This is a genomic window from Pseudonocardia petroleophila, from assembly GCF_014235185.1.
GTDB classification, from domain to species: domain Bacteria; phylum Actinomycetota; class Actinomycetes; order Mycobacteriales; family Pseudonocardiaceae; genus Pseudonocardia; species Pseudonocardia petroleophila.
In genome coordinates, this window is the sequence record NZ_CP060131.1 from 2,608,281 (window position 1) to 2,626,640 (window position 18,360).

Below are 18,360 nucleotides of genomic sequence, written 5' to 3' on the forward strand. Positions count from 1 at the left end.
GTGGGGGTGCCGACCACTCCGGGGCGCACCGCGAGGGCTGCGGGCGTCGGGCGGGTCAGCCCAGGCGGGTGGTGGTGCGCTCCGACTCGGCGCGACGGGCCAGGGCGGCCTCGTCGGCGTTGCGGACCTGCACCAGCGACGCGCCCGCGGCGAGCACGGCGAGCAGCCCGTCGGACAGGCCGCCGGGGGAGGACCACTCCAGCGTCGACAGCACCCGGTCCGCGCCCGACAGGCCCAGCGCGGCCGCCCGGCTGCGGGCCGAGTCGCGGACCCGATCGACCGGGACGCCGTCGAGGGCGGGGGCGGAGTCCGGCACGGGTTCCCACGGCACGAAGTCGTCACCGTGCAGCCGCACCTCGGTGGCGTAGTCGACGACACCGGCGGGCAGGCCGTCGATACCCGCGCCGAAGGCGTGCAGCGAGAGGGCGACGACGCCCAGCGGCGGGGCGGCGGACAGCGCGAGGTCGAGGCGCTCGCGGTCGCAGAGCACCAGGTCGGCCCCCACCGGGTCACCGACGACGTCCGCCCCGCACCACCACGCGCCCAGCAGCACGGCGGCGGTCTGCCAGTGCGCGGGCAGCAGGACGGCGACGGTCGTGCCCGGCTCGACGTCGCACTCGTCGCGCAGCAGGTTGGCGGTCTTGGCGGCCCAGTTCGCCGTCGTCACCCCGGAGAGTTCGATGCGCTCGCCGGTGGCGTCGTCGTAGAAGGTGATCAGCGGGCGGGCGGACGAGCGGTCCAGGAGCGCATCGGTGAGGGACACGGGCGCCAGTGTCCCGGGGGCGGCTCAGTCGATGCAGGGCACCCCGGCCGCGGTGATCGGGGCGGCCACGGGCGGGGGCGGCGCGCTCGCGTCGACGACGGGGGCGGGCGCGGGCAGCACCGACGGGTCGAAGTCGCCGCCCAGCACCACGAGGAGATGGCCCTGCGGGACGGTGTCGTCGCGCTCGACCTCGATGCCGCCGAGCTGGTCGGCCACCGACTGCGCGGCCTCGCCGTCGGCGCGGGAGAACCGCACGACGCTCGTCTCGGCGGGCTCGGTGTTGTCGACGGTCCCGCCGGTGAAGCCGAGGCCGGTCAGGTAGCTGCGCGCGTCGCCGGCGAGGCCGCCCGCCTCCGAGCCGTTGCGGACGTTGACGATGTAGCGCGAGGCGATGACGGTGACCGGCGGCGGGGGCTCGGCCCGGCGCACCTCGGCGGCGGCCTCGGCCGCGACGCGCTGCGCCTCGATCCGCTCCTCGATGAAGCCCTGCACGACGTCGGGGTCGACGAGGACCACGTCACCGCGGTTGTTCCGCTCCTGCCCGGAGGTCGGGATCGTCACGAACTCGAGGTTGCCCGCGGCGATGTCGGAGGCCTGCTGGGCGAACGCGAGCAGGTCCCAGCCCTCGTCGAGCACGACCGACTGCTGCACGACCTCGATCAACGAGGCCAGGGCCGTCGGGTCGGTCAGCGTGCCGGCGGACAGCACCTTGTCGGCCACGGCGGCGAGGAACACCTGCTGGCGCCGGATCCGGGACAGGTCGCCGTCGGGCAGACCGTGGCGCTGCCGGACGAACGCGAGCGCGTCGCGGCCGGAGATCGTCTGCGGCCCCGCGGCGAAGCGGGCACCGGAGAGCTCCTCGTCGACAGGGGCGGTGAGGCAGACGTCGACGCCGCCGATCGCGCGGGTCAGGTTGTAGAAGCCGACGAGGTTGAGCTCCGCGTAGTGGTCGATCTGCTGGCCGGTCAGCCGCTCGACGGCGCCGATGAGCGCGCTGCGCCCGGCGCGGGCGGCCTCGGCCTCGACCTGCGCGGAGTTGTGGATCCCGTCGGCGACCAGCCGCTCCGCGGTGAGGGCCTTCACCGCGGGGTAGGCGGCGTTGATCTTGTCGGTGCGGTACCCGGGGATGTCGACGTAGGCGTCGCGCGGGATCGAGAACGCCGCGGCGGCCCCGCCGTCCTCCGGGATGTGCAGCATCATGATCGTGTCGGAGTTCAGGACGCCGGTGTCGGCGCCGCTGTTGAGCTCGCGCAGGATCTCCTCGGGCAGCGGGTTGCCCTGCGCGTCGGTGCGGCTGTCGACGCCGACGAGCAGGATGTTCTGGTCACCCCCGTCGCTGCCACCGGCGATGACGTCGGTGGTGACGATGCCGGCGGTGATGTCGCGGTAGAGGCCCCACGCCGTGCCGGTGACGGTGAGCACGAGCACCGACGCGACCACGGTGGCCGTCCGCAGCCGCCGCACGAACCGGCCCGGGGCCGGCGGCGGGGCCGGGGTGCGGACCGGCCGGCGCCGCGCGGCCGGCGCGCCGGCGGGCGGCGTCGAGGGGGTGCGCGGCGCGGGCGCCCACGGGGCGGAGGCCCGGGGCGACCCCGCGGACGACCGGGCCGAGCCGGTACGAGATGATCCACTTCGGACAGGGGACGCGGTGCGGGTGGAGGCGACGCGCGAGGCCGCCGCCCGGGCGTCGCGCTCGCGGGTGGCGCGCGCCAGCCAGGGCGGTTCGGGCAGTGCGGCAGCCGAGAAGCCTGCGTCGCGCGGGTCCATGCTCCACCTCACTCCATCCCCGACGGCGTGACCGGTGTGTCCGGCCTTCTAGGGTGCAGCATCGGGCGCGGCGTCGCGGGAGGCTGCGGGCGTGTCGCGGGTGACCGTCGTCGCCCGGTGCCCCGGCACGGAACGTGACGATGCAGGAGAGTCGGAGGACCCGGAGTTGCCCGAACAGTTCTCGCTGCTGCTGCCGGTGTGGGCCGGTGACCGGGCCGACTTCCTCACCGAGGCGTTCCGGTCGAGCGTGGAGGGGCAGACCCGCCGTCCCGACCACGTCGTCATCGTCCGTGACGGGCCGGTGCCGGCGCCGCTGGAGGCGACGATCGCCGGGCTGGCGGCCGCGAGCCCCGTCCCGGTCGACGTGCTCGAGGGCGCGCGGAACGTCGGGCTCGGCCCGGCGCTGGACGCCGGGCTGGACGCCTGCCGCCACGACGTCGTCGCGCGGATGGACGCCGACGACATCTCGCTCCCGCACCGGTTCGCGGTGCAGCTGCCGATCATCGAGTCGGGGGTCGACCTGGTCGGGTCGGGTCTGCAGGAGTTCGGCGACGACCCGGACGAGATCGTCGGCACGCGCACGCCGCCGGTCGACGCGCACGACATCGCGGTCCGGGCGCGCTTCGCCGACCCGTTCAACCACCCCACCGTCGTCTACCGCCGCGACCTCGTCCGCGCGGTCGGCGGCTACAGCGACTTCGCGCTGATGGAGGACTACCTGCTCTGGGCGAAGATGCTCGTCGCGGGCGCGCGGGTGGCGAACGTGGCCGAGCCGCTGGTCAAGTACCGGGTCGGCTCCGGGGCCTACGCCCGCCGCGGCGGGATGGGACAGCTGCGCGCCGAGCTGGCCGTGCAGCGCCGGTTCCGGGAGCTGGGGTTCACCACGCGCGGGCAGTTCGCGCGCAACGTCGTCGTGCGCGGCGGGTACCGGCTGGTGCCCGAGGCGCTGCGCCGAATGGCGTATCGGAGAGTGATCGCTACCTACAGAGGGTGACGAAGCCGGATCGAGCTGACAGCATGGGTCACTCCACCGAGGAGGTTCCATGACGTCGCTTCCGGTCGAGCCCCTCGCCGCGGAGGGCGCCGCCCTGCTGGAGTCCGGGCGCCCGCTGGAGGCCGTCGACGTGCTCCGGCAGGCCGTCGCCTCCGGGGAGCAGACGGCCCCCGACCTGCTCGTCCGCGCCTACCTCGACAGCGGCAACTGGCACGCCGCCGTCGAGTGGCTCACCCCGCTGGTGGAGCAGGGGCACGTGCGGTTCGCCGGCCGGCTCGGGGTGGCGCTGAGCGAGCTCGGCGACCGGGTGCGGGCCGAGGAGGTGCTCCGGCTGGCCGTGTCGTCGGGCGAGCTGGGCGCGGCCAACGACCTCGGGATCCTGCTGCGCGACGATGGCCGCACCGCCGAGGGGGTCCTCGTGCTCGCCCGGGCCGCGGAGCAGGGCGACCCGCTCGCCCCGGCCAACCTCGTGGCCCTGCACCTGGAGGACGGCGACCTGCCCGCCGCCGCCGAGGCCGCCGAGCGGTACGCCGACCCGGCCCGTCCCGACACCGTGCTCGCCCTGGCCGAGGTGCGGGCCGCCCAGGCGCGCCTGGACGAGGCCGACGGGCTGTTCCGGCAGGCCGGCGAGCTCGGGGCGATCCGCGCGCACACCGCGTACGGGCAGTTCCTGCTCACCGAGCGCGGCGACGTCCTGGGCGCGCAGCGGGAGTTCCTCGAGGCCCGGCGGCACGCCGAGCCCGGGTGGGCGTGGACGATGGGCCGCTTCCTGCTCGACGTCGGCCGCCCCGACGACGCCCGCGAGTTCCTCCAGGTCGCCGCCGACGGCGGTGACCGGGTCGCGGCCGAGACCCTGGCCGAGCTCGACGGGCTGGACCCGGCCGACGACTGACGCGCCCGGGCGCGGGTCGGTCGTCCCGCGCACGTCCGGCGGTGCGCGGGCCGACGCACGGTGCGCGGGATCGGGGCGGCCCGGTCCGCATAGGGTGGCCGCGTGCAGTTCGGCATCGTGACGTGGGCGACGCCCGGCGACCGGTTCCGCGCCGGTCTGCCCGACGGCGAGCTCGTCGTGGTCTCCGCCGACACCGTCGCCGACGCCGCCCCGGTGCCCGGGGCCCGGGTGGTGGCCGTCGGCGAGCTGTTGGCGCGCGCCGCCGCCGTCAACCGCGGGGTGGTGGCGCTGGGTGCGGACGTCGACTGGGTGCTGGTGGCCGATCCGCGCGCGGAGCTCTGCCCCGGGGCGGTCGAGGCGCTGAGCGCCGCGGCGGCCCGCTTCCCCAGGGCCGGGGTGCTCGGGCCGCGCCTGCGGGGTCCCGACGGGTCCGTCCGGCCGTCGGCCGGGGCCCTGCCGACCGCCCGTGACCTGCGGCGGGGTCGCGTCCCGTTCGGTGCGCCGCGGCACACCGCCCCGGTCGGCTGGGTCGCGGGCGAGTGCTTGCTGGTGCGCCGCGCGGCCTGGGAGTCCGTCGACGGGTTCGACGCGCGGCACCTCGGGCCCGTCGACGCCGTCGACCTCGGGGCGCGGCTGGTCCGGGCGGGCTGGCTGGTCGTGCACGTGCCCGCGGCGGAGGTCGTCGTCGGGGCCGGACCGGCGACCGGCATGCTGGAGGCCGTCGACCGCGGCCTGCGCCGCTACGCGAAGGGGTTCCGCCATGCATGACGTCGAGGCCGTGGTGCTGGTGGGCGGCAGGGGCACCCGGCTCCGCCCGCTCACCCTCTCCGCGCCGAAGCCGATGCTGCCCACGGCCGGGGTCCCGTTCCTCGCGCACCTGCTCTCGCGCATCCGCGCGGCCGGCGTCCGGCACGTCGTGCTCGGCACGTCCTACCTCGCGGAGACCTTCTCCGAGCACTTCGGTGACGGGGCGGCGCTCGACCTGCGGCTGACCTACGTCGTCGAGGAGGAGCCGCTGGGCACCGGCGGCGGGATCCGCAACGTCGCCGAGCACCTCAGCGCCGAGCACGTGCTCGTGTTCAACGGCGACGTCCTGGCGGGCACCGACCTGACCGCCGTCGTCGACACCCACCGCCGCACGGAGGCCGACGTCACGCTGCACCTGGTGCGCGTGCCCGACCCCCGCGCGTTCGGCTGCGTCCCCACCGACGCCGACGGGCGCGTCACGGCGTTCCTGGAGAAGACGCCGGATCCGCCGACCGACCAGATCAACGCCGGGTGCTACGTCTTCCGCCGCTCGGTGATCGACTCCATCCCGGCGGGCCGGGCGGTGTCGGTGGAGCGCGAGACGTTCCCCGGGCTGCTGGCCGCAGGGCGCCGCGTCTCCGGGCACGTCGACTCGGCGTACTGGCGCGACATGGGCACGCCCGCCGACCTGGTGCACGGGTCCGCCGACCTGGTCCGCGGCCTCGCCCCGTCCGACGCCCTGCCCGGCCCGACCGGGGACGCGATGATCCTCGACGGCGCGCAGGTCGACCCGTCGGCGAAGGTGTTCGGCGGATCGACCGTCGGGCGCGGGGCGCGCGTCGGGGCCGGGGCGTCGGTCGAGGGCGCGATGCTGTTCGACGGGGCCGTCGTGGGGGCCGGGGCCGTCGTCGAGCACTCCGTCGTGGGGGCGGGCGCGGTCGTGGAGGACGGCGCGGTCGTCGTCGACACCGTGCTCGGCGACCGCGCGGTGGTCGGGAGCGGGTGCGAGCTGCGCGGCGGCGCCCGGGTGTGGCCCGACGCGCAGGTCCGCGGCATCCGCTTCTCCCCGGATGCCTGAGCCGGCCGGACCGCTGCGGCGGGAGTGGACCCCGGGCCACCCCGTCGACCTCTCCGGTGTCCTCGCCCCGCTGCGGCGCGGCCGGGGCGACCCGACCTGGCAGCAGGACGACGACGGCATCTGGCTCGTCGGCACCACCCCCGACGGCCCCGCGACGACGCTGCTGCGCCGCCGCGCCGACGGGTCCGTGCTCGCCAGGGCGTGGGGCCCGGGGGCGGAGTGGTCGCTCGACGGGCTGCCTGCCCTGCTCGGCGCCGACGACCGGCCCGAGGAGTTCGTGGCGCACCACCCGCTCGTCGCCGACGCCCACCGCCGCCATCCCGGCCTGCGCTTCGGCAGCTCGCGGCGGGTGTGGGACCAGCTGGTGCCGGCGATCCTGGAGCAGAAGGTCACCGGCACCGAGGCGCGGCGGTCCTGGCGCGAGCTGTGCCGGCGCTTCGGCGACGCCCCGCCCGGACCGGCCCCGGCCGGCATGCGCGTGCCGCCCACCCCGGCCCAGATCCGGGCGGTGCCCGACTGGGAGTGGCACCGCGCCGGCGTCGACTCGGCCCGCCGCCGCGCGATCCTGTCCTGCGCCGCCGTCGCGCACCGGCTGGAGAACGCGGCCGTGCTCGGGGGCAGCGCCGGGCGCGAGCTGCTGCGCCGCGTCCCGGGCATCGGGGTGTGGACCGCGGCCGAGGTGGCGCAGCGCGTCTGGGGCGATCCCGACGCCGTCAGCTTCGGCGACTTCCACATCCCCACCCTCGTCGGCTGGGCCCTGGTCGGGCGCCCGCTCGACGACGCCGGGATGCTCGACGTGCTCGCCCCGTACGCCCCCCAGCGCCAGCGGGCCGTCCGGTACGTCGAGATCAGCGGGTTCCGCCGGCCCCGGTTCGGTCCCCGCTTCTCCCCGCGCGACTACCGGGCGATGTGATCCGGGGCGACCATTTCCGCCCGGCGGTCGACTTCGGTCGATGCCCGCCGCCCCTACGCTGACGGCATGCGGGAGCTGCCACGGCGGGAACGGCTGGGCGACGTCGCCGCGCTCGTCTGCACCGCAGCGGGCGGGGCGCTGGGGGTGTCCACGGACGTCCTGCCCGGCGGGGTCGACCCGCTCGAGGGGCTGGGGCTCGCGCTGGGCGCCGGGGCGCTCGTCGCGATCTTCTGGCGTCGCCGTGCCCCGGTGCTGTTCGCCGTCGGCGCGCTGCTGCTCGGCACCTGGACGCCGCTGGCCGGGTTCGTCGGGCTGGTCGGGGTCTACACGGTCGCGGTGTACCGCACGCGGCTCGTGGCGGTGTGGGTCACCGCGTTCGCGCTGGTCGTGTCGGCCGTCGACCTGTGGTTCGACGTGCCGGACCCGGTCGAGTTCCGCTGGGTCGCCGGGGTCGTGCTCGGCCTCACGCTGGCCGCGGCCGGATGGGGCCTGTTCGTCGGGGCGCGGCGCGAGCTGATGGCGTCGCTGTGGGAGCGGGCCGAACGCGCGGAGGCCGACCTGGCGCAGCGCGCCGAGCGGGCCAGGGCCGCGGAGCGCGCCCGGATCGCCCGCGAGATGCACGACGTGCTGGGCCACCGGCTCTCCCTGCTGTCCGTGCACGCCGGGGCGCTGGAGCTGCGCGGCGACCTGCCGGCCGCCGACGTCCGGCGCACCGCGGGCGTGCTGCGCGAGACCGCCACCGCCGCGCTCGACGACCTGCGCGGCATCCTGCTCGTCCTGCGCGAGGAGGGCCCCGGCGCCGACGCGCCCCAGCCGCGGCTCGCCGACGTGCCCGACCTGGTGACGCAGTCGCGCACCGCCGGGGTCGCCGTCGAGCTCACCCACGACGTCCCCGGCGCGCCGCCCGACCAGCTGGGCCGCACCGCGTACCGGATCGTCCAGGAGGGGCTGACGAACGCGCGACGGCACGCCGCGGGGGCGCCGGTGCACGTGGAGGTGGCCGGGCGTCCGGGGGCGGAGCTGTCGGTGCGGGTCGTGTCCGGGCCGGGGGGCGCCGGCCCGGACCGCGGCTCGGGCACCGGGCTGATCGGGCTGCGCGAGCGCGTCGCGCTGGCCGGAGGCGAGCTGGCCGACGCCGTCGACGACACCGGCCGGCACGTCCTGACCGCGCGGATGCCGTGGCCGACGTGATCCGCGTCCTGCTCGTCGACGACGACGCGCTCGTCCGCGCCGGCCTGACCCTGATGCTCGACGGCCACGTCACCGCCGACGGCCGCACGATCGGCGTCGTGGGGGAGGCGGCCGACGGCGACGAGGTGCCCGACGCCGTCGCCCGGCACCGGCCCGACGTCGTGCTGATGGACCTGCGGATGCCGCGCGTCCACGGCGTCGCGGCCACCACCCGGCTGCGCCGCGAGCCCGGCGCACCCGCCGTCGTCGTCCTCACCACGTTCGACGCCGACGAGCACGTCGTCCGCGCGCTGCGGGCCGGCGCGTCGGGCTTCCTGCTCAAGGACACCCCGCCCGCCCGGATCGTCGACGCCGTCTGCGCGGCCGCCGACGGCGACGCGATGCTCTCGCCGACCGTCACGCGGTCGGTGATCGCGATGGTCGCGGGCACCGACGACGCGGCGGCCCGCTCCGCCCGCGCCCGCCTCGCCGGCCTCACCGCGCGCGAGCGGGAGGTGGCCGAGGCCGTCGCCCGCGGCGGCTCGAACGCGGTGATCGCCGCCGAGCTGCACATGAGCGTGGCCACGGTGAAGGCGTACGTGTCACGGCTGCTGCGCGACCTCGACCTGGACAACCGGGTGCAGGTCGCCCTGCTCGTCCGCGACGCGCAGGGGTAGCGGCCGGGCCGGTCGGGTCCGGCCCGCGTCGGCGGGTCCACCGACCGGTCGGCGGGCCGGGCTCGTAGGCTCGGGTGCGTGAAGGTAACCGTGCTGGTCGGCGGGGTCGGCGGGGCCCGATTCCTGGTCGGCGTCCGGGCCGCGTACCCGCAGGCCGAGATCACCGCCGTCGTCAACGTCGGCGACGACATCTGGCTCCACGGGCTGCGCATCTGTCCCGACCTCGACACGTGCATGTACACCCTCGGCGGCGGCATCGACCCCGAGCGCGGGTGGGGGCACGCTGGGGAGACGTGGTCGGTGCGCGACGAGCTGGCCGCCTACGGCGCCGACCCCGACTGGTTCGGGCTCGGCGACAAGGACACCGCGACGCACCTGGTGCGGTCCCGGATGCTGCGCGCGGGCTACCCGCTCTCCGACGTCACCACGGCGCTGTGCCACCGCTGGCAGCCCGGCGTCACGCTGCTGCCCGTCACCGACGACCGCGTCGAGACCCACGTCGTCGTCGACGACCCGGCGAACGGGCCCAAGGCGCAGAAGGCCATCCACTTCCAGGAGTGGTGGATCCGGCACAAGGGCGAGCTGCCGGCGCACCGCTTCGCCTCCATCGGCGCCGACGAGGCCACGATCCTGCCCGCCGCGCGCGAGGCGATCACCGGCGCCGACGTCGTCCTGATGGCGCCGTCCAACCCGGTCGTCAGCATCGGGGCGCTGCTGGAGGTCCCCGGCGCCCGCGACGCCCTGCGCGCCACCGCCGCGAAGGTCATCGGGGTCTCGCCGATCGTCGGGGGGCGCCCGCTGCGCGGCATGGCCGACCGCTGCCTCACCGCGATCGGCGTCGAGACCTCCGCGGAGGCCGTCGGGCGGCACTACGGCGCGCGCTCCGCCGGCGGGATCCTCGACGGCTGGCTGGTCCACTCCGGCGAGACCGCCGACGTGCCGGGCGTCGCCGTGCGCTCGGTGCCGCTGCTGATGTCCGACACCGAGGCCACCGCGCAGATGGCCCGCGACGCGGTGGAGCTCGCCGGTGCCTGACCCCCGGCTGCCCGACCACCGGCTGCCCGACCACGCCGCGCCCGACGGGATCGTCGTCCGGCCCGTGCGGGGGCTGCCGGAGTTCCGGCCGGGCGACGACCTGGCCGCGGCCCTCGTCACGGCCGCGCCCTGGATCGAGACCGGCGACGTCGTCGTCGTGACGTCGAAGGTGTTCTCCAAGACCGAGGGCCGGCTCGTCGCCGCCCCCACCGACCCGGCCGAGCGCGACGCCCTGCGCCGCGAGCTGATCGACGCCGAGACCGAGCGGGTCGTCGCCCGCCGCGGCCCGACGTCGATCGTCGTCGGCAAGCTGGGGATCGTGCAGGCCGCCGCCGGGATCGACGGCTCCAACGTCCGCCGCGACGAGCTCGCGCTGCTGCCCGCCGACCCCGACGCCAGCGCGTCGCGGCTGCGGTCGGAGCTGCGCGAGCGCCTGGGCGTCGACGTCGCGGTGGTCGTCACCGACACGCTGGGCCGGTCGTGGCGGATCGGGCAGACCGACATCGCGATCGGGTCGGCCGGGATCGCGGTGCTGCACGGCTACGACGGGCAGAGCGACGAGCAGGGCAACGAGCTGCTGGTCACCCAGGTGGCGATGGCCGACGAGCTGGCCGCGGCGGCCGACCTCGCCAAGGGCAAGCTCGGCGGCGTCCCGGTCGCGGTGGTGCGCGGCCTCGTCCCCGTCGACGACGGCACGACCGCCCGTGACCTCGTGCGCCCCGTCCAGGACGACATGTTCTGGCTGGGCACCGCGGAGGCGATCGCCCGCGGCCGCTCCGAGGCCGTGCTGCTGCGGCGCAGCACCCGCGAGTTCGCCGACACCCCCGTCGACCTGGCCGCGGTGCGCCGCGCGGTCGGGGTCGCGCAGACGGCCCCCGCGCCGCACCACAGCACGCCGTTCCGCTTCGGGGTGGTCCGGGCCAGGCGCGCCGCGCTGCTCGACGCCATGGCCGCCCGCTGGCGCGAGCACCTCGTCGCCGACGGGCGCCCGGCCGAGGAGGTCGCGCGGCGGATGGCCCGCGGCGACCTGCTGCGCCGGGCCCCCGAGCTCGTCCTCGCCTTCCGCACCGGCGACGGCATGCACACCTACCCCGACGAGGCCCGGCGCCTCGGCGAGCGCACGATGTTCACCGTCGCGGGCGGGGCGGCGGTGCAGTCGCTGCTCGTCGCGCTGGCCGCGGAGGGGCTGGCGTCCTGCTGGGTCGGGTCCACGATCTTCGCCGCCGACGTGGTGCGCTCCGTGCTCGACCTCCCGCCGGACTGGCAGCCGCTCGGGGCGATCGCCGTGGGGCACCCGGTGGAGCCGCTGGCCCCGCGGGCGGCGCGCGACGGGGAGCTGGTCGAGTGGTAGCCGCGGCGACGGCGGCGGCGGAGCTCCGCGCCTGGGAGCCCGAGGGAGCCGACCAGCGCGGCCTGAAGCACGCGCTGCTGGCGTTCCTGGCCGCCCGCCCCGACGCGTGCGAGCGGTCCTGCGAGCCCGGGCACCTCACGGCGTCGGCTCTCCTCCTCGACGCCGCGGGCACGCACACCCTGCTGACGCTGCACCCGCGCGTCGGGAAGTGGATCCAGCTCGGCGGGCACTGCGAGCCCGGCGACGACTCGCTGGTCGCGGCGGCGCTGCGGGAGGCGCAGGAGGAGTCCGGGATCGAGGACCTGACGATCGACCCCGTGCCGCTGCACGTCGACGTCCACCCGATCACCTGCTCGCTCGGCGTGCCCACCCACCACCTCGACGTCCGGTTCCTGGTGCGGGCCCCGGCCGGGGCGGTGGAGACGATCAGCGACGAGTCCGACGACCTGCGCTGGTGGCCGGTCGACGCCCTGCCCGACGACAGCCCCACCGTCGCGGCGATGGTGGCGGCGGCCCGCCGCCGGGTGGTCGGCGCCGACCGCACCTGAGGGCGGTCACCGCCAGAACAGCAGCTCGCCGTACCCCGCCGACGCCAGCCGGCCACTGCCGCCGACCGCGTCGAAGACGGTGTAGGCGAGGTCGAAGAACGCCCCCGCCACCCCGGGCACCCCGATGAGCAGCACGAACAGCACCAGCGGTGCCCACGGCCTGACCCGGGCGGCGAGCCGCCGCGCGGGCGTCGACAGGTAGGGCTCCAGCACGCCGAAACCGTCGAGACCGGGCACGGGGAGGATGTTGAGGACGAACGCGATGACCTGGATCAGCGCCAGGCAGGACAGGCCGACCGCCAGACCGACGGGCATCGCGACCGTGGCCACCAGCACCGTCAGGACCGCCCCGAGCACCAGGTTGGTGGCCGGTCCGGCGAGCGAGACGAGGCTCCGCGCGGCCCGGGAGCGGATCGCCCCGTGGTTGATCCACACCGCGCCGCCGGGCAGCGGGATGCCGCCGAGGAGCAGGAACACCACCGGCAGCCCGAAGGACAGCACCGGGTCGGTGTAGCGGCGGATGTCGAGGGTCAGGTAGCCCTTCTCGCGCACGGAGAGGTCGCCGCTGCGGTAGGCCACGAACGCGTGTCCGAACTCGTGCAGGCACAGCGACACGGCCCAGCCGCCGAGCACGAGGAGTACGACACCGGCCGTGAGCGACACTGGAGTCCCCAGCGTGGTGAGAACCCCACCACCCACAGTAACCAACACCAGCACCAGGAACCACGGACTGATCCGATCCGACACACCGCGCATCCGCCCATTCTGCTGAACGGGGGACCGAAGGGGTGGACCGCGTCACCCGGTTGGCAGCTTCAGCTTGCCAACCCCCAACCCACAGCGCTGTACTTACACCGCTGTGATTCGCGGGGGCACGTGGATCGCGCCAGGGGTTGCGGGGAGGTGGGCGAGTGAACATCGTTGCAGGAGTCCTGAACGAGGGACCTTTCGAGGCCGGTGTGGGTTCCGGGATCGTGGGTCTGCTCCCCGATCGCCTCTCCGGTCCCTTCACCGTCATCGACGGTGGGGGCGAGGAGGAGCCGGAGTGGCAGGAGCGGGCGCTGTGCGCCCAGACCGACCCCGAGGCGTTCTTCCCCGAGAAGGGCGGCTCCACCCGCGAGGCCAAGCGCATCTGCGGCGGCTGCGACGTGCGGGCCGAGTGCCTGGACTACGCGCTCGCCCACGACGAGCGCTTCGGCATCTGGGGCGGTCTGTCCGAGCGGGAGCGCCGCCGGCTGCGCCGCGGTGAGCTCGGCGCCGTCATCTAGGCCCGACCTCCCTCAGGGAGCCCCGCCGTCGACGGCGTCGGGCTCGATGTTGAGGTACTCCGCCACCTGCTCCACGAGGACCTCGTGCAGCAGGTCGGCGAGCTCGGCCCCGCCCTTGGCGCGGGCCTCGAGCGGCCTGCGGTAGACGACGATCCGGGCGCGCGACGGCATCCCGTCCGGGTCCACGCCCGCCGGCACCAGCTGCGCGAGCGGGACGCCCGCGTCGGCGAGCGTGCCCGCGGCCCAGCTGACCTCGTCGGGCGAGGTGCGGTCGACCTCCGGCACGTCGTCGACGGCCAGGTCGAGGTCGGTCAGCTCGGACCCCCAGCGCAGCTCGATCGGCTCCAGGGCCTCCAGCACCAGCGCGTCGAACTTCTCCGCGCGGGTGCGCGCGACGGGCGTGGTGGTGGGGTAGAGCAGCCCGCGCAGCCCCCGGCCCCTGCGGTCCCGCCGTCGGGGGGACCGGCGCAGCGTGCGTCGCGCGGTGGTCATCGGAGGATCGTAGAACGCGCCGGGGCCCCGTAGCGCGCCGACGCGGCCCCGCGCGTCGGACGGGCGCGACGGCGGGCACGCGCTATCGTCGTCGACGTGCTGAGTGTGCGGCGGTGTTCGCGGACCGGGTGCACCGAGCTCGCGGTGGCCACTCTCACGTACGTCTATGCCGATTCCACGGCCGTCGTCGGACCGCTCGCCACGCAGGCCGAACCGCACTCCTACGACCTGTGCAACCGGCACGCCCACCGCCTCACCGCCCCCCGGGGCTGGGAGGTCGTGCGGTTCGAGGGCGAGTTCGCCCCGCCGCAGCACTCCAGCGACGACCTGACGGCCCTGGCCGAGGCCGTCCGCGAGGCGGGGCGCGCCGACCGGCACGTCGAGGCCGCCCCGGCCACCGGCACCGGCCGTCGCGGGCACCTGCGCGTGCTGCCGGGTCCCGCCGAGCACTGACGGGTCGTCCGGCCCCCGACGGGCCGTCGATAGGGTCACCCCCATGAGCGACCTCTCCGCCGTCATCAAGGCCTACGACATCCGTGGCGTGGTCGGCGAGGGCATCGACGAGCCGACGGTCCGCGCGATCGGTGCCGCGCTGGCCCGCCTGCTGCGCTCCGAGGACGCCGCGACCAGGGCCGTCGTCGTCGGGCACGACATGCGCGACTCCTCGCCGGGCCTCGCCGCCGCGTTCGCCGCCGGCGTCACCGACCAGGGCCTCGACGTCGTCCACATCGGTCTGGCCAGCACCGACCAGCTCTACTTCGCCTCCGGCCGCCTCGGCCTGCCCGGCGCGATGTTCACCGCCAGCCACAACCCGGCGAGGTACAACGGCATCAAGCTGTGCCGTGCGGGGGCCACACCGATCGGGCAGGACACCGGGCTCTCGGCGATCCGCGCCGCCGTCGAGCAGGGCGTGCCGGACGGCCCGGGCGGCGGCTCCGAGACCCGGCGCGACGTCCTCGCCGACTACGCCGCGTACCTGCGCGAGCTCGTCGACCTCTCGGCGAGCCGGCCGCTGCGGGTCGTCGTCGACGCCGGCAACGGGATGGGCGGGCACACGGTGCCCGCCGTGCTGAGCGCCCCGATCGACGTCGTGCCGCTGTACTTCGAGCTCGACGGGACCTTTCCGAACCACGAGGCCAACCCGCTGGAGCCGGCCAACCTCGTCGACCTGCAGAAGGCCGTCGTCGCGGAGGGGGCCGACCTGGGCCTGGCCTTCGACGGCGACGCCGACCGCTGCTTCGTCGTCGACGAGCGGGGCGAGCCGGTCAGCCCGAGCGCGATCACCGCGCTGGTGGCGGTCCGGGCGCTGGCCGTCGACCCGGGCAGCACCGTCATCCACAACCTCATCACCTCCCTCGCCGTGCCGGAGATCGTCGCCGAGCACGGCGGCACGGCGGTCCGCACCCGCGTCGGGCACTCGTTCATCAAGCAGACGATGGCCGAGACCGGGGCGGTGTTCGGCGGGGAGCACTCCGCGCACTACTACTTCCGCGACTTCTGGAAGGCCGACTCCGGGATGCTCGCGGCGCTGCACGTGCTCGCCGCGCTCGGCGAGTCGGGCGGCACCGCGTCGGACCTGATGCGCGCCTACGAGCGCTACGCCGCCTCCGGCGAGGTCAACTCGACGGTGGCCGACGTCCCCGGGCGCATCGCCGCGGTCCGCGAGGCCTACGCCGACGCCGAGCTCGACGAGCTCGACGGCCTCACGGTCAGCCTGCCCGACCGGTCCTGGTTCAACCTGCGCCCGTCCAACACCGAGCCGCTGCTGCGGCTGAACGTGGAGGCGGCCGACGAGGCCGCCGTCGCCCGGTTGCGCGACGAGGTGCTGGCGATCGTCCGGGCGTGAGCCGCGGCCACGGGCGGTGAGGACGGGCGGCACCCGGACGGATCCGGCGCCCGACCCGCCGCACTGGCAGAGTCGACAGAGCACGAACCCCCAGGAGGATCGCGTGATCGAGCGTGCGGGATCACCATTCGGCGCGGCACCGTCGGACACGGCGGCGCCCGGCGCCAGCGAGGAGACGACATGACCGTCCGGCTCGACCCCCAGCTGATGGACGTCCTCGCCTGCCCGTCCGACGACCACGCGCCGCTGCGCGCAGGCACGCCAGCGGATCCGCAGGCGGACGTGCTGACGTGCACGGCGTGCGGCCGCGGTTTCCCCGTCGTCGACGGGATCCCGGTCCTGCTCCTCGAGGAGGCGACCCCGCCGGTCCCGGCCGGGGAAGCGGACTAGTGCTCGACGACACGCTGCTGGCCGACCCCCGCGCGCTGGCCGCACTCGACACCCGCGGGGTGCTGCGCTCCGCGGCGACGGCGGGGGCCCAGGTGCGCTCCGCCGCGCACGGCGCCCAGGAGGCCGGGGTCGCCGACCTGGGCGGCTCGCGGCCGCGCGCGCTCGTGCTGGTGCGCAGGCCGGGCGCGTCCACGTCGTCCTCGGCGCTGCTGTCGGCGCTGCTCGGGCCGGCCTGCCCGGTGCCGGTCGTCGTCGCCGAGACGGTGCCGAGCTGGATCGGGCCGCTCGACGTCGTGGTCGCCCACACCGACGACGCCACCGACGTCGACCTCGCCGACTCCGTCGCCCGGTCCGTGCGCCGCGGGGCCGAGGTCGTGCTCTCCGCCCCCGCCGACGGGCCCGTCGCCTCGGCCGGGGCGGGCCGGATGCGGCTGGTGGAGCCGCGGATCCCGGTGCCGCCCGGACTGGACCTGCCGCGCTCGCTCGCCGTGGGGCTCGCGGTGCTGCGGGCGCTCGGGCTGCTCACCGCGCCCCTGGACCCGGCGATGGACGTGCTCGCCGACCTGCTCGACGCCGAGGCCGAGCGCAACCAGCCGGGGCACGAGCCGTTCATGAACCCGGCGAAGTCGCTCGCGCTGCGCCTGGCCGAGCACACGCCGCTGCTGTGGGGCACCGACCCGCTCGCCGCCGCCGTCGCCCGGCACGGTGCGGCGTCGCTGGCCACGCACGCGGGGGTCGTCGCGCACGCGGGGGACGTGGGCGAGGGCGTCGCCGCCACCGGGCTGCTCGCCGCGCTGGACCGCGCGGGCGTCGAGCGCGACGTCTTCCACGACCCGTTCGACGACCCTGCCCCGGAGCACGAGGCGCTGCCCCCGAGGCTGGTGCTGGTGGCCACGGGGGAGGACGATCCCGGTCAGGCGGTGCTGCGTCGCACCGGCCGCCCGCTGCCCGACGGCGACCTGCTGCACCCGGTCGACGAGATCGCCAGGGGCACGCCGCACTCCGCCCTGCTGAGGGCGGCGCTGCTGGCCTCGCGCGTCGACGTCGCCGCGGTCTACCTCGGGCTGGCCACCCGCACCATCGCCCCCGCCTGATCCGCCGACAGCGCCGACCGACAGGAGTACCCGACCGCCGTGGAGCTGCTGGACAACCCGGTGCGGCCCTACTCGTGGGGCTCGCGCACCGTCATCGCCGACCTCCTGGGTCAGGAGGTGCCCTCGCCGCACCCGCAGGCCGAGCTGTGGCTGGGGGCGCACCCCGGCGCCCCGTCGCACCTCGTCGGGGTCGACGGGACCCGCAGGTCGCTGCTGGACGCGATCACCGCCGACCCGGCCGGGCGGCTCGGGGCCGCCCGGTCCGAGCGCTGGGGCGCGCGGCTGCCGTTCCTGTTCAAGGTCCTCGCGGCCGACGAGCCGCTGTCGCTGCAGGCGCACCCGAGCGCGCAGCAGGCGGCCGAGGGCTTCGCCCGCGAGGAGGCCACCGGCATCCCCCGCGACGCCCCGGACCGCAACTACCGCGACGCCAACCACAAGCCCGAGCTCGTCTGCGCGCTCACCGAGTTCCACGCGCTCGTCGGGTTCCGGGAGCCGACGGCCACCGTCGCCCTGCTGCGCGCCCTCGACGTGCCCGCGCTCGCCGCGCACACCGAGCTGCTCGCGGCCCAGCCCGACCACCACGGCCTGCGCGCGCTGTTCACCACCTGGATCACGCTGCCGCAGTCCTCGCTCGACGCGCTCGTGCCCGCCCTGCAGGAGGGCTGCGTCCGGCTCGCCGGTGCGGGGCAGGAGTTCAGCGCGGAGGCCCGCACCGTCCTGGAGCTCTCCGAGCGCTACCCGGGCGACGCGGGGGTGCTCGCCGCCCTCATGCTCCAGCGCGTCACCCTCGCCCCCGGCGAGGCGCTGTACCTGCCCGCCGGCAACCTGCACGCCTACCTCGCCGGGGCCGCCGTCGAGCTGATGGCCAACTCCGACAACGTCCTGCGCGGCGGGCTCACCCCCAAGCACGTCGACGTGCCGGAGCTGCTGCGCGTGCTCGACTTCACCGCGCCCGCCGCCCCCGTCCTGCACGGCACCCGCGACGCCGGGTGGTGCCGCTACGACACCCCCGCCACCGAGTTCCTGCTGCGCCGCTGGCAGGGCGGCCCCGACGAGGTCCGCGTCCCGGACGGCGGGCCGCGCATCCTGCTCTGCACGTCCGGCGCGGCGGCGGTCCGCGGCGGGGGAGCGGAGCTGGCCGTCAAGCGGGGCACGTCGCTGTGGCTGGGGGCGGGCGACGTCGACGTCACGGTCTCCGCCCGCGCCGAGGGCACCCAGCTGTTCCTGGCCGGCGACGGGCTCTGACCGTTTCGCCGCCGACGCTCTGATCAGGCGTTATGTCCGTTCCGGCCGGCCCTCTGATCCTGCGCGGGCGGCCCGTCGCTGGGTAGTGTT

Annotated in this window: 20 protein-coding genes; 16 read left to right on the forward strand and 4 right to left on the reverse strand. The window is 76.3% G+C overall.

Going from position 1 to position 18,360, the window contains the following annotated elements; genetic code table 11:
• Positions 1 to 55: 55 nt before the first annotated feature.
• Together H6H00_RS13170 and H6H00_RS13175 are read right to left on the reverse strand one after the other, a co-directional pair.
• Positions 56 to 763, reverse strand: coding sequence for a TIGR03089 family protein (locus tag H6H00_RS13170; protein WP_185721544.1), 708 nt, complete (start codon positions 761 to 763; stop codon positions 56 to 58).
• Positions 764 to 787: 24 nt separating this feature from the next.
• A complete protein-coding gene (locus H6H00_RS13175) occupies positions 788 to 2,530 on the reverse strand; it encodes an LCP family protein (protein WP_185721545.1) in 1,743 nt (580 codons plus the stop codon).
• A 166-nt stretch (positions 2,531 to 2,696) separates the two neighbouring features.
• Between H6H00_RS13175 and H6H00_RS13180 the strand changes: the two genes are divergently transcribed.
• From H6H00_RS13180 to H6H00_RS13225, 10 genes are all read left to right on the forward strand, one after another.
• Positions 2,697 to 3,524: a glycosyltransferase gene (locus tag H6H00_RS13180; protein WP_185721546.1), complete on the forward strand. Its 828-nt coding sequence runs from the start codon at positions 2,697 to 2,699 to the stop codon at positions 3,522 to 3,524.
• Positions 3,525 to 3,573: 49 nt separating this feature from the next.
• A complete protein-coding gene (locus H6H00_RS13185) occupies positions 3,574 to 4,416 on the forward strand; it encodes a tetratricopeptide repeat protein (RefSeq protein WP_185721547.1) in 843 nt (280 codons plus the stop codon).
• A 102-nt stretch (positions 4,417 to 4,518) separates the two neighbouring features.
• Complete coding sequence (locus tag H6H00_RS13190) at positions 4,519 to 5,184, forward strand: glycosyltransferase (protein WP_185721548.1); 666 nt, start codon at positions 4,519 to 4,521, stop codon at positions 5,182 to 5,184.
• A complete protein-coding gene (manB, locus tag H6H00_RS13195; RefSeq protein ID WP_185721549.1) occupies positions 5,177 to 6,241 on the forward strand; it encodes a mannose-1-phosphate guanylyltransferase in 1,065 nt (354 codons plus the stop codon). Before H6H00_RS13190 ends, manB begins: the two co-directional genes overlap by 8 nt.
• Positions 6,234 to 7,154: a DNA-3-methyladenine glycosylase family protein gene (locus H6H00_RS13200; protein ID WP_185721550.1), complete on the forward strand. Its 921-nt coding sequence runs from the start codon at positions 6,234 to 6,236 to the stop codon at positions 7,152 to 7,154. The genes manB and H6H00_RS13200 overlap by 8 nt, the downstream gene beginning before the upstream one ends.
• A gap of 66 nt (positions 7,155 to 7,220) precedes the next feature.
• Entirely contained in the window at positions 7,221 to 8,345 is a 1,125-nt protein-coding gene (locus H6H00_RS13205) for a sensor histidine kinase (RefSeq protein ID WP_185721551.1), read from the forward strand.
• Complete coding sequence (locus H6H00_RS13210) at positions 8,333 to 9,001, forward strand: response regulator (RefSeq protein ID WP_185721552.1); 669 nt, start codon at positions 8,333 to 8,335, stop codon at positions 8,999 to 9,001. The genes H6H00_RS13205 and H6H00_RS13210 overlap by 13 nt, the downstream gene beginning before the upstream one ends.
• A gap of 78 nt (positions 9,002 to 9,079) precedes the next feature.
• Positions 9,080 to 10,036: a 2-phospho-L-lactate transferase gene (gene cofD, locus H6H00_RS13215; RefSeq protein WP_185721553.1), complete on the forward strand. Its 957-nt coding sequence runs from the start codon at positions 9,080 to 9,082 to the stop codon at positions 10,034 to 10,036.
• A gap of 22 nt (positions 10,037 to 10,058) precedes the next feature.
• Positions 10,059 to 11,387: a coenzyme F420-0:L-glutamate ligase gene (locus tag H6H00_RS13220; protein ID WP_185722410.1), complete on the forward strand. Its 1,329-nt coding sequence runs from the start codon at positions 10,059 to 10,061 to the stop codon at positions 11,385 to 11,387.
• A complete protein-coding gene (locus H6H00_RS13225) occupies positions 11,381 to 11,935 on the forward strand; it encodes an NUDIX hydrolase (protein ID WP_185721554.1) in 555 nt (184 codons plus the stop codon). The genes H6H00_RS13220 and H6H00_RS13225 overlap by 7 nt, the downstream gene beginning before the upstream one ends.
• A gap of 6 nt (positions 11,936 to 11,941) precedes the next feature.
• On the opposite strand, the gene H6H00_RS13230 is transcribed toward H6H00_RS13225, so the two are convergent.
• Entirely contained in the window at positions 11,942 to 12,691 is a 750-nt protein-coding gene (locus H6H00_RS13230; protein ID WP_185721555.1) for a site-2 protease family protein, read from the reverse strand.
• 260 nt (positions 12,692 to 12,951) lie between these two features.
• On the opposite strand from H6H00_RS13230, the gene H6H00_RS13235 reads away from it, so the two are divergent.
• Positions 12,952 to 13,203 carry a WhiB family transcriptional regulator gene (locus tag H6H00_RS13235; RefSeq protein ID WP_185722412.1) on the forward strand — a complete coding sequence of 84 codons (252 nt, stop codon included), beginning with the start codon at positions 12,952 to 12,954 and terminating at the stop codon, positions 13,201 to 13,203.
• Between the two features lie 12 nt (positions 13,204 to 13,215).
• On the opposite strand, the gene H6H00_RS13240 is transcribed toward H6H00_RS13235, so the two are convergent.
• Positions 13,216 to 13,695, reverse strand: a complete 480-nt coding sequence (locus H6H00_RS13240; RefSeq protein WP_185721556.1) for a metallopeptidase family protein — start codon at positions 13,693 to 13,695, stop codon at positions 13,216 to 13,218.
• 105 nt (positions 13,696 to 13,800) lie between these two features.
• Here H6H00_RS13240 and H6H00_RS13245 point away from each other — a divergent pair, with 105 nt between their 5' ends.
• From H6H00_RS13245 to manA, 5 genes are all read left to right on the forward strand, one after another.
• Positions 13,801 to 14,148 (forward strand): DUF3499 domain-containing protein, encoded by a 348-nt coding sequence (locus tag H6H00_RS13245; protein ID WP_185722414.1) that lies wholly within the window; start codon positions 13,801 to 13,803, stop codon positions 14,146 to 14,148.
• 43 nt (positions 14,149 to 14,191) lie between these two features.
• Positions 14,192 to 15,541, forward strand: coding sequence for a phosphomannomutase/phosphoglucomutase (locus tag H6H00_RS13250; RefSeq protein WP_185721557.1), 1,350 nt, complete (start codon positions 14,192 to 14,194; stop codon positions 15,539 to 15,541).
• A gap of 180 nt (positions 15,542 to 15,721) precedes the next feature.
• Positions 15,722 to 15,931: a Trm112 family protein gene (locus tag H6H00_RS13255; RefSeq protein WP_185721558.1), complete on the forward strand. Its 210-nt coding sequence runs from the start codon at positions 15,722 to 15,724 to the stop codon at positions 15,929 to 15,931.
• Complete coding sequence (locus H6H00_RS13260) at positions 15,931 to 17,025, forward strand: SIS domain-containing protein (protein WP_185721559.1); 1,095 nt, start codon at positions 15,931 to 15,933, stop codon at positions 17,023 to 17,025. Before H6H00_RS13255 ends, H6H00_RS13260 begins: the two co-directional genes overlap by 1 nt.
• Before the next feature lie 39 nt (positions 17,026 to 17,064).
• Entirely contained in the window at positions 17,065 to 18,270 is a 1,206-nt protein-coding gene (manA, locus tag H6H00_RS13265) for a mannose-6-phosphate isomerase, class I (protein ID WP_185721560.1), read from the forward strand.
• Positions 18,271 to 18,360: the final 90 nt, after the last annotated feature.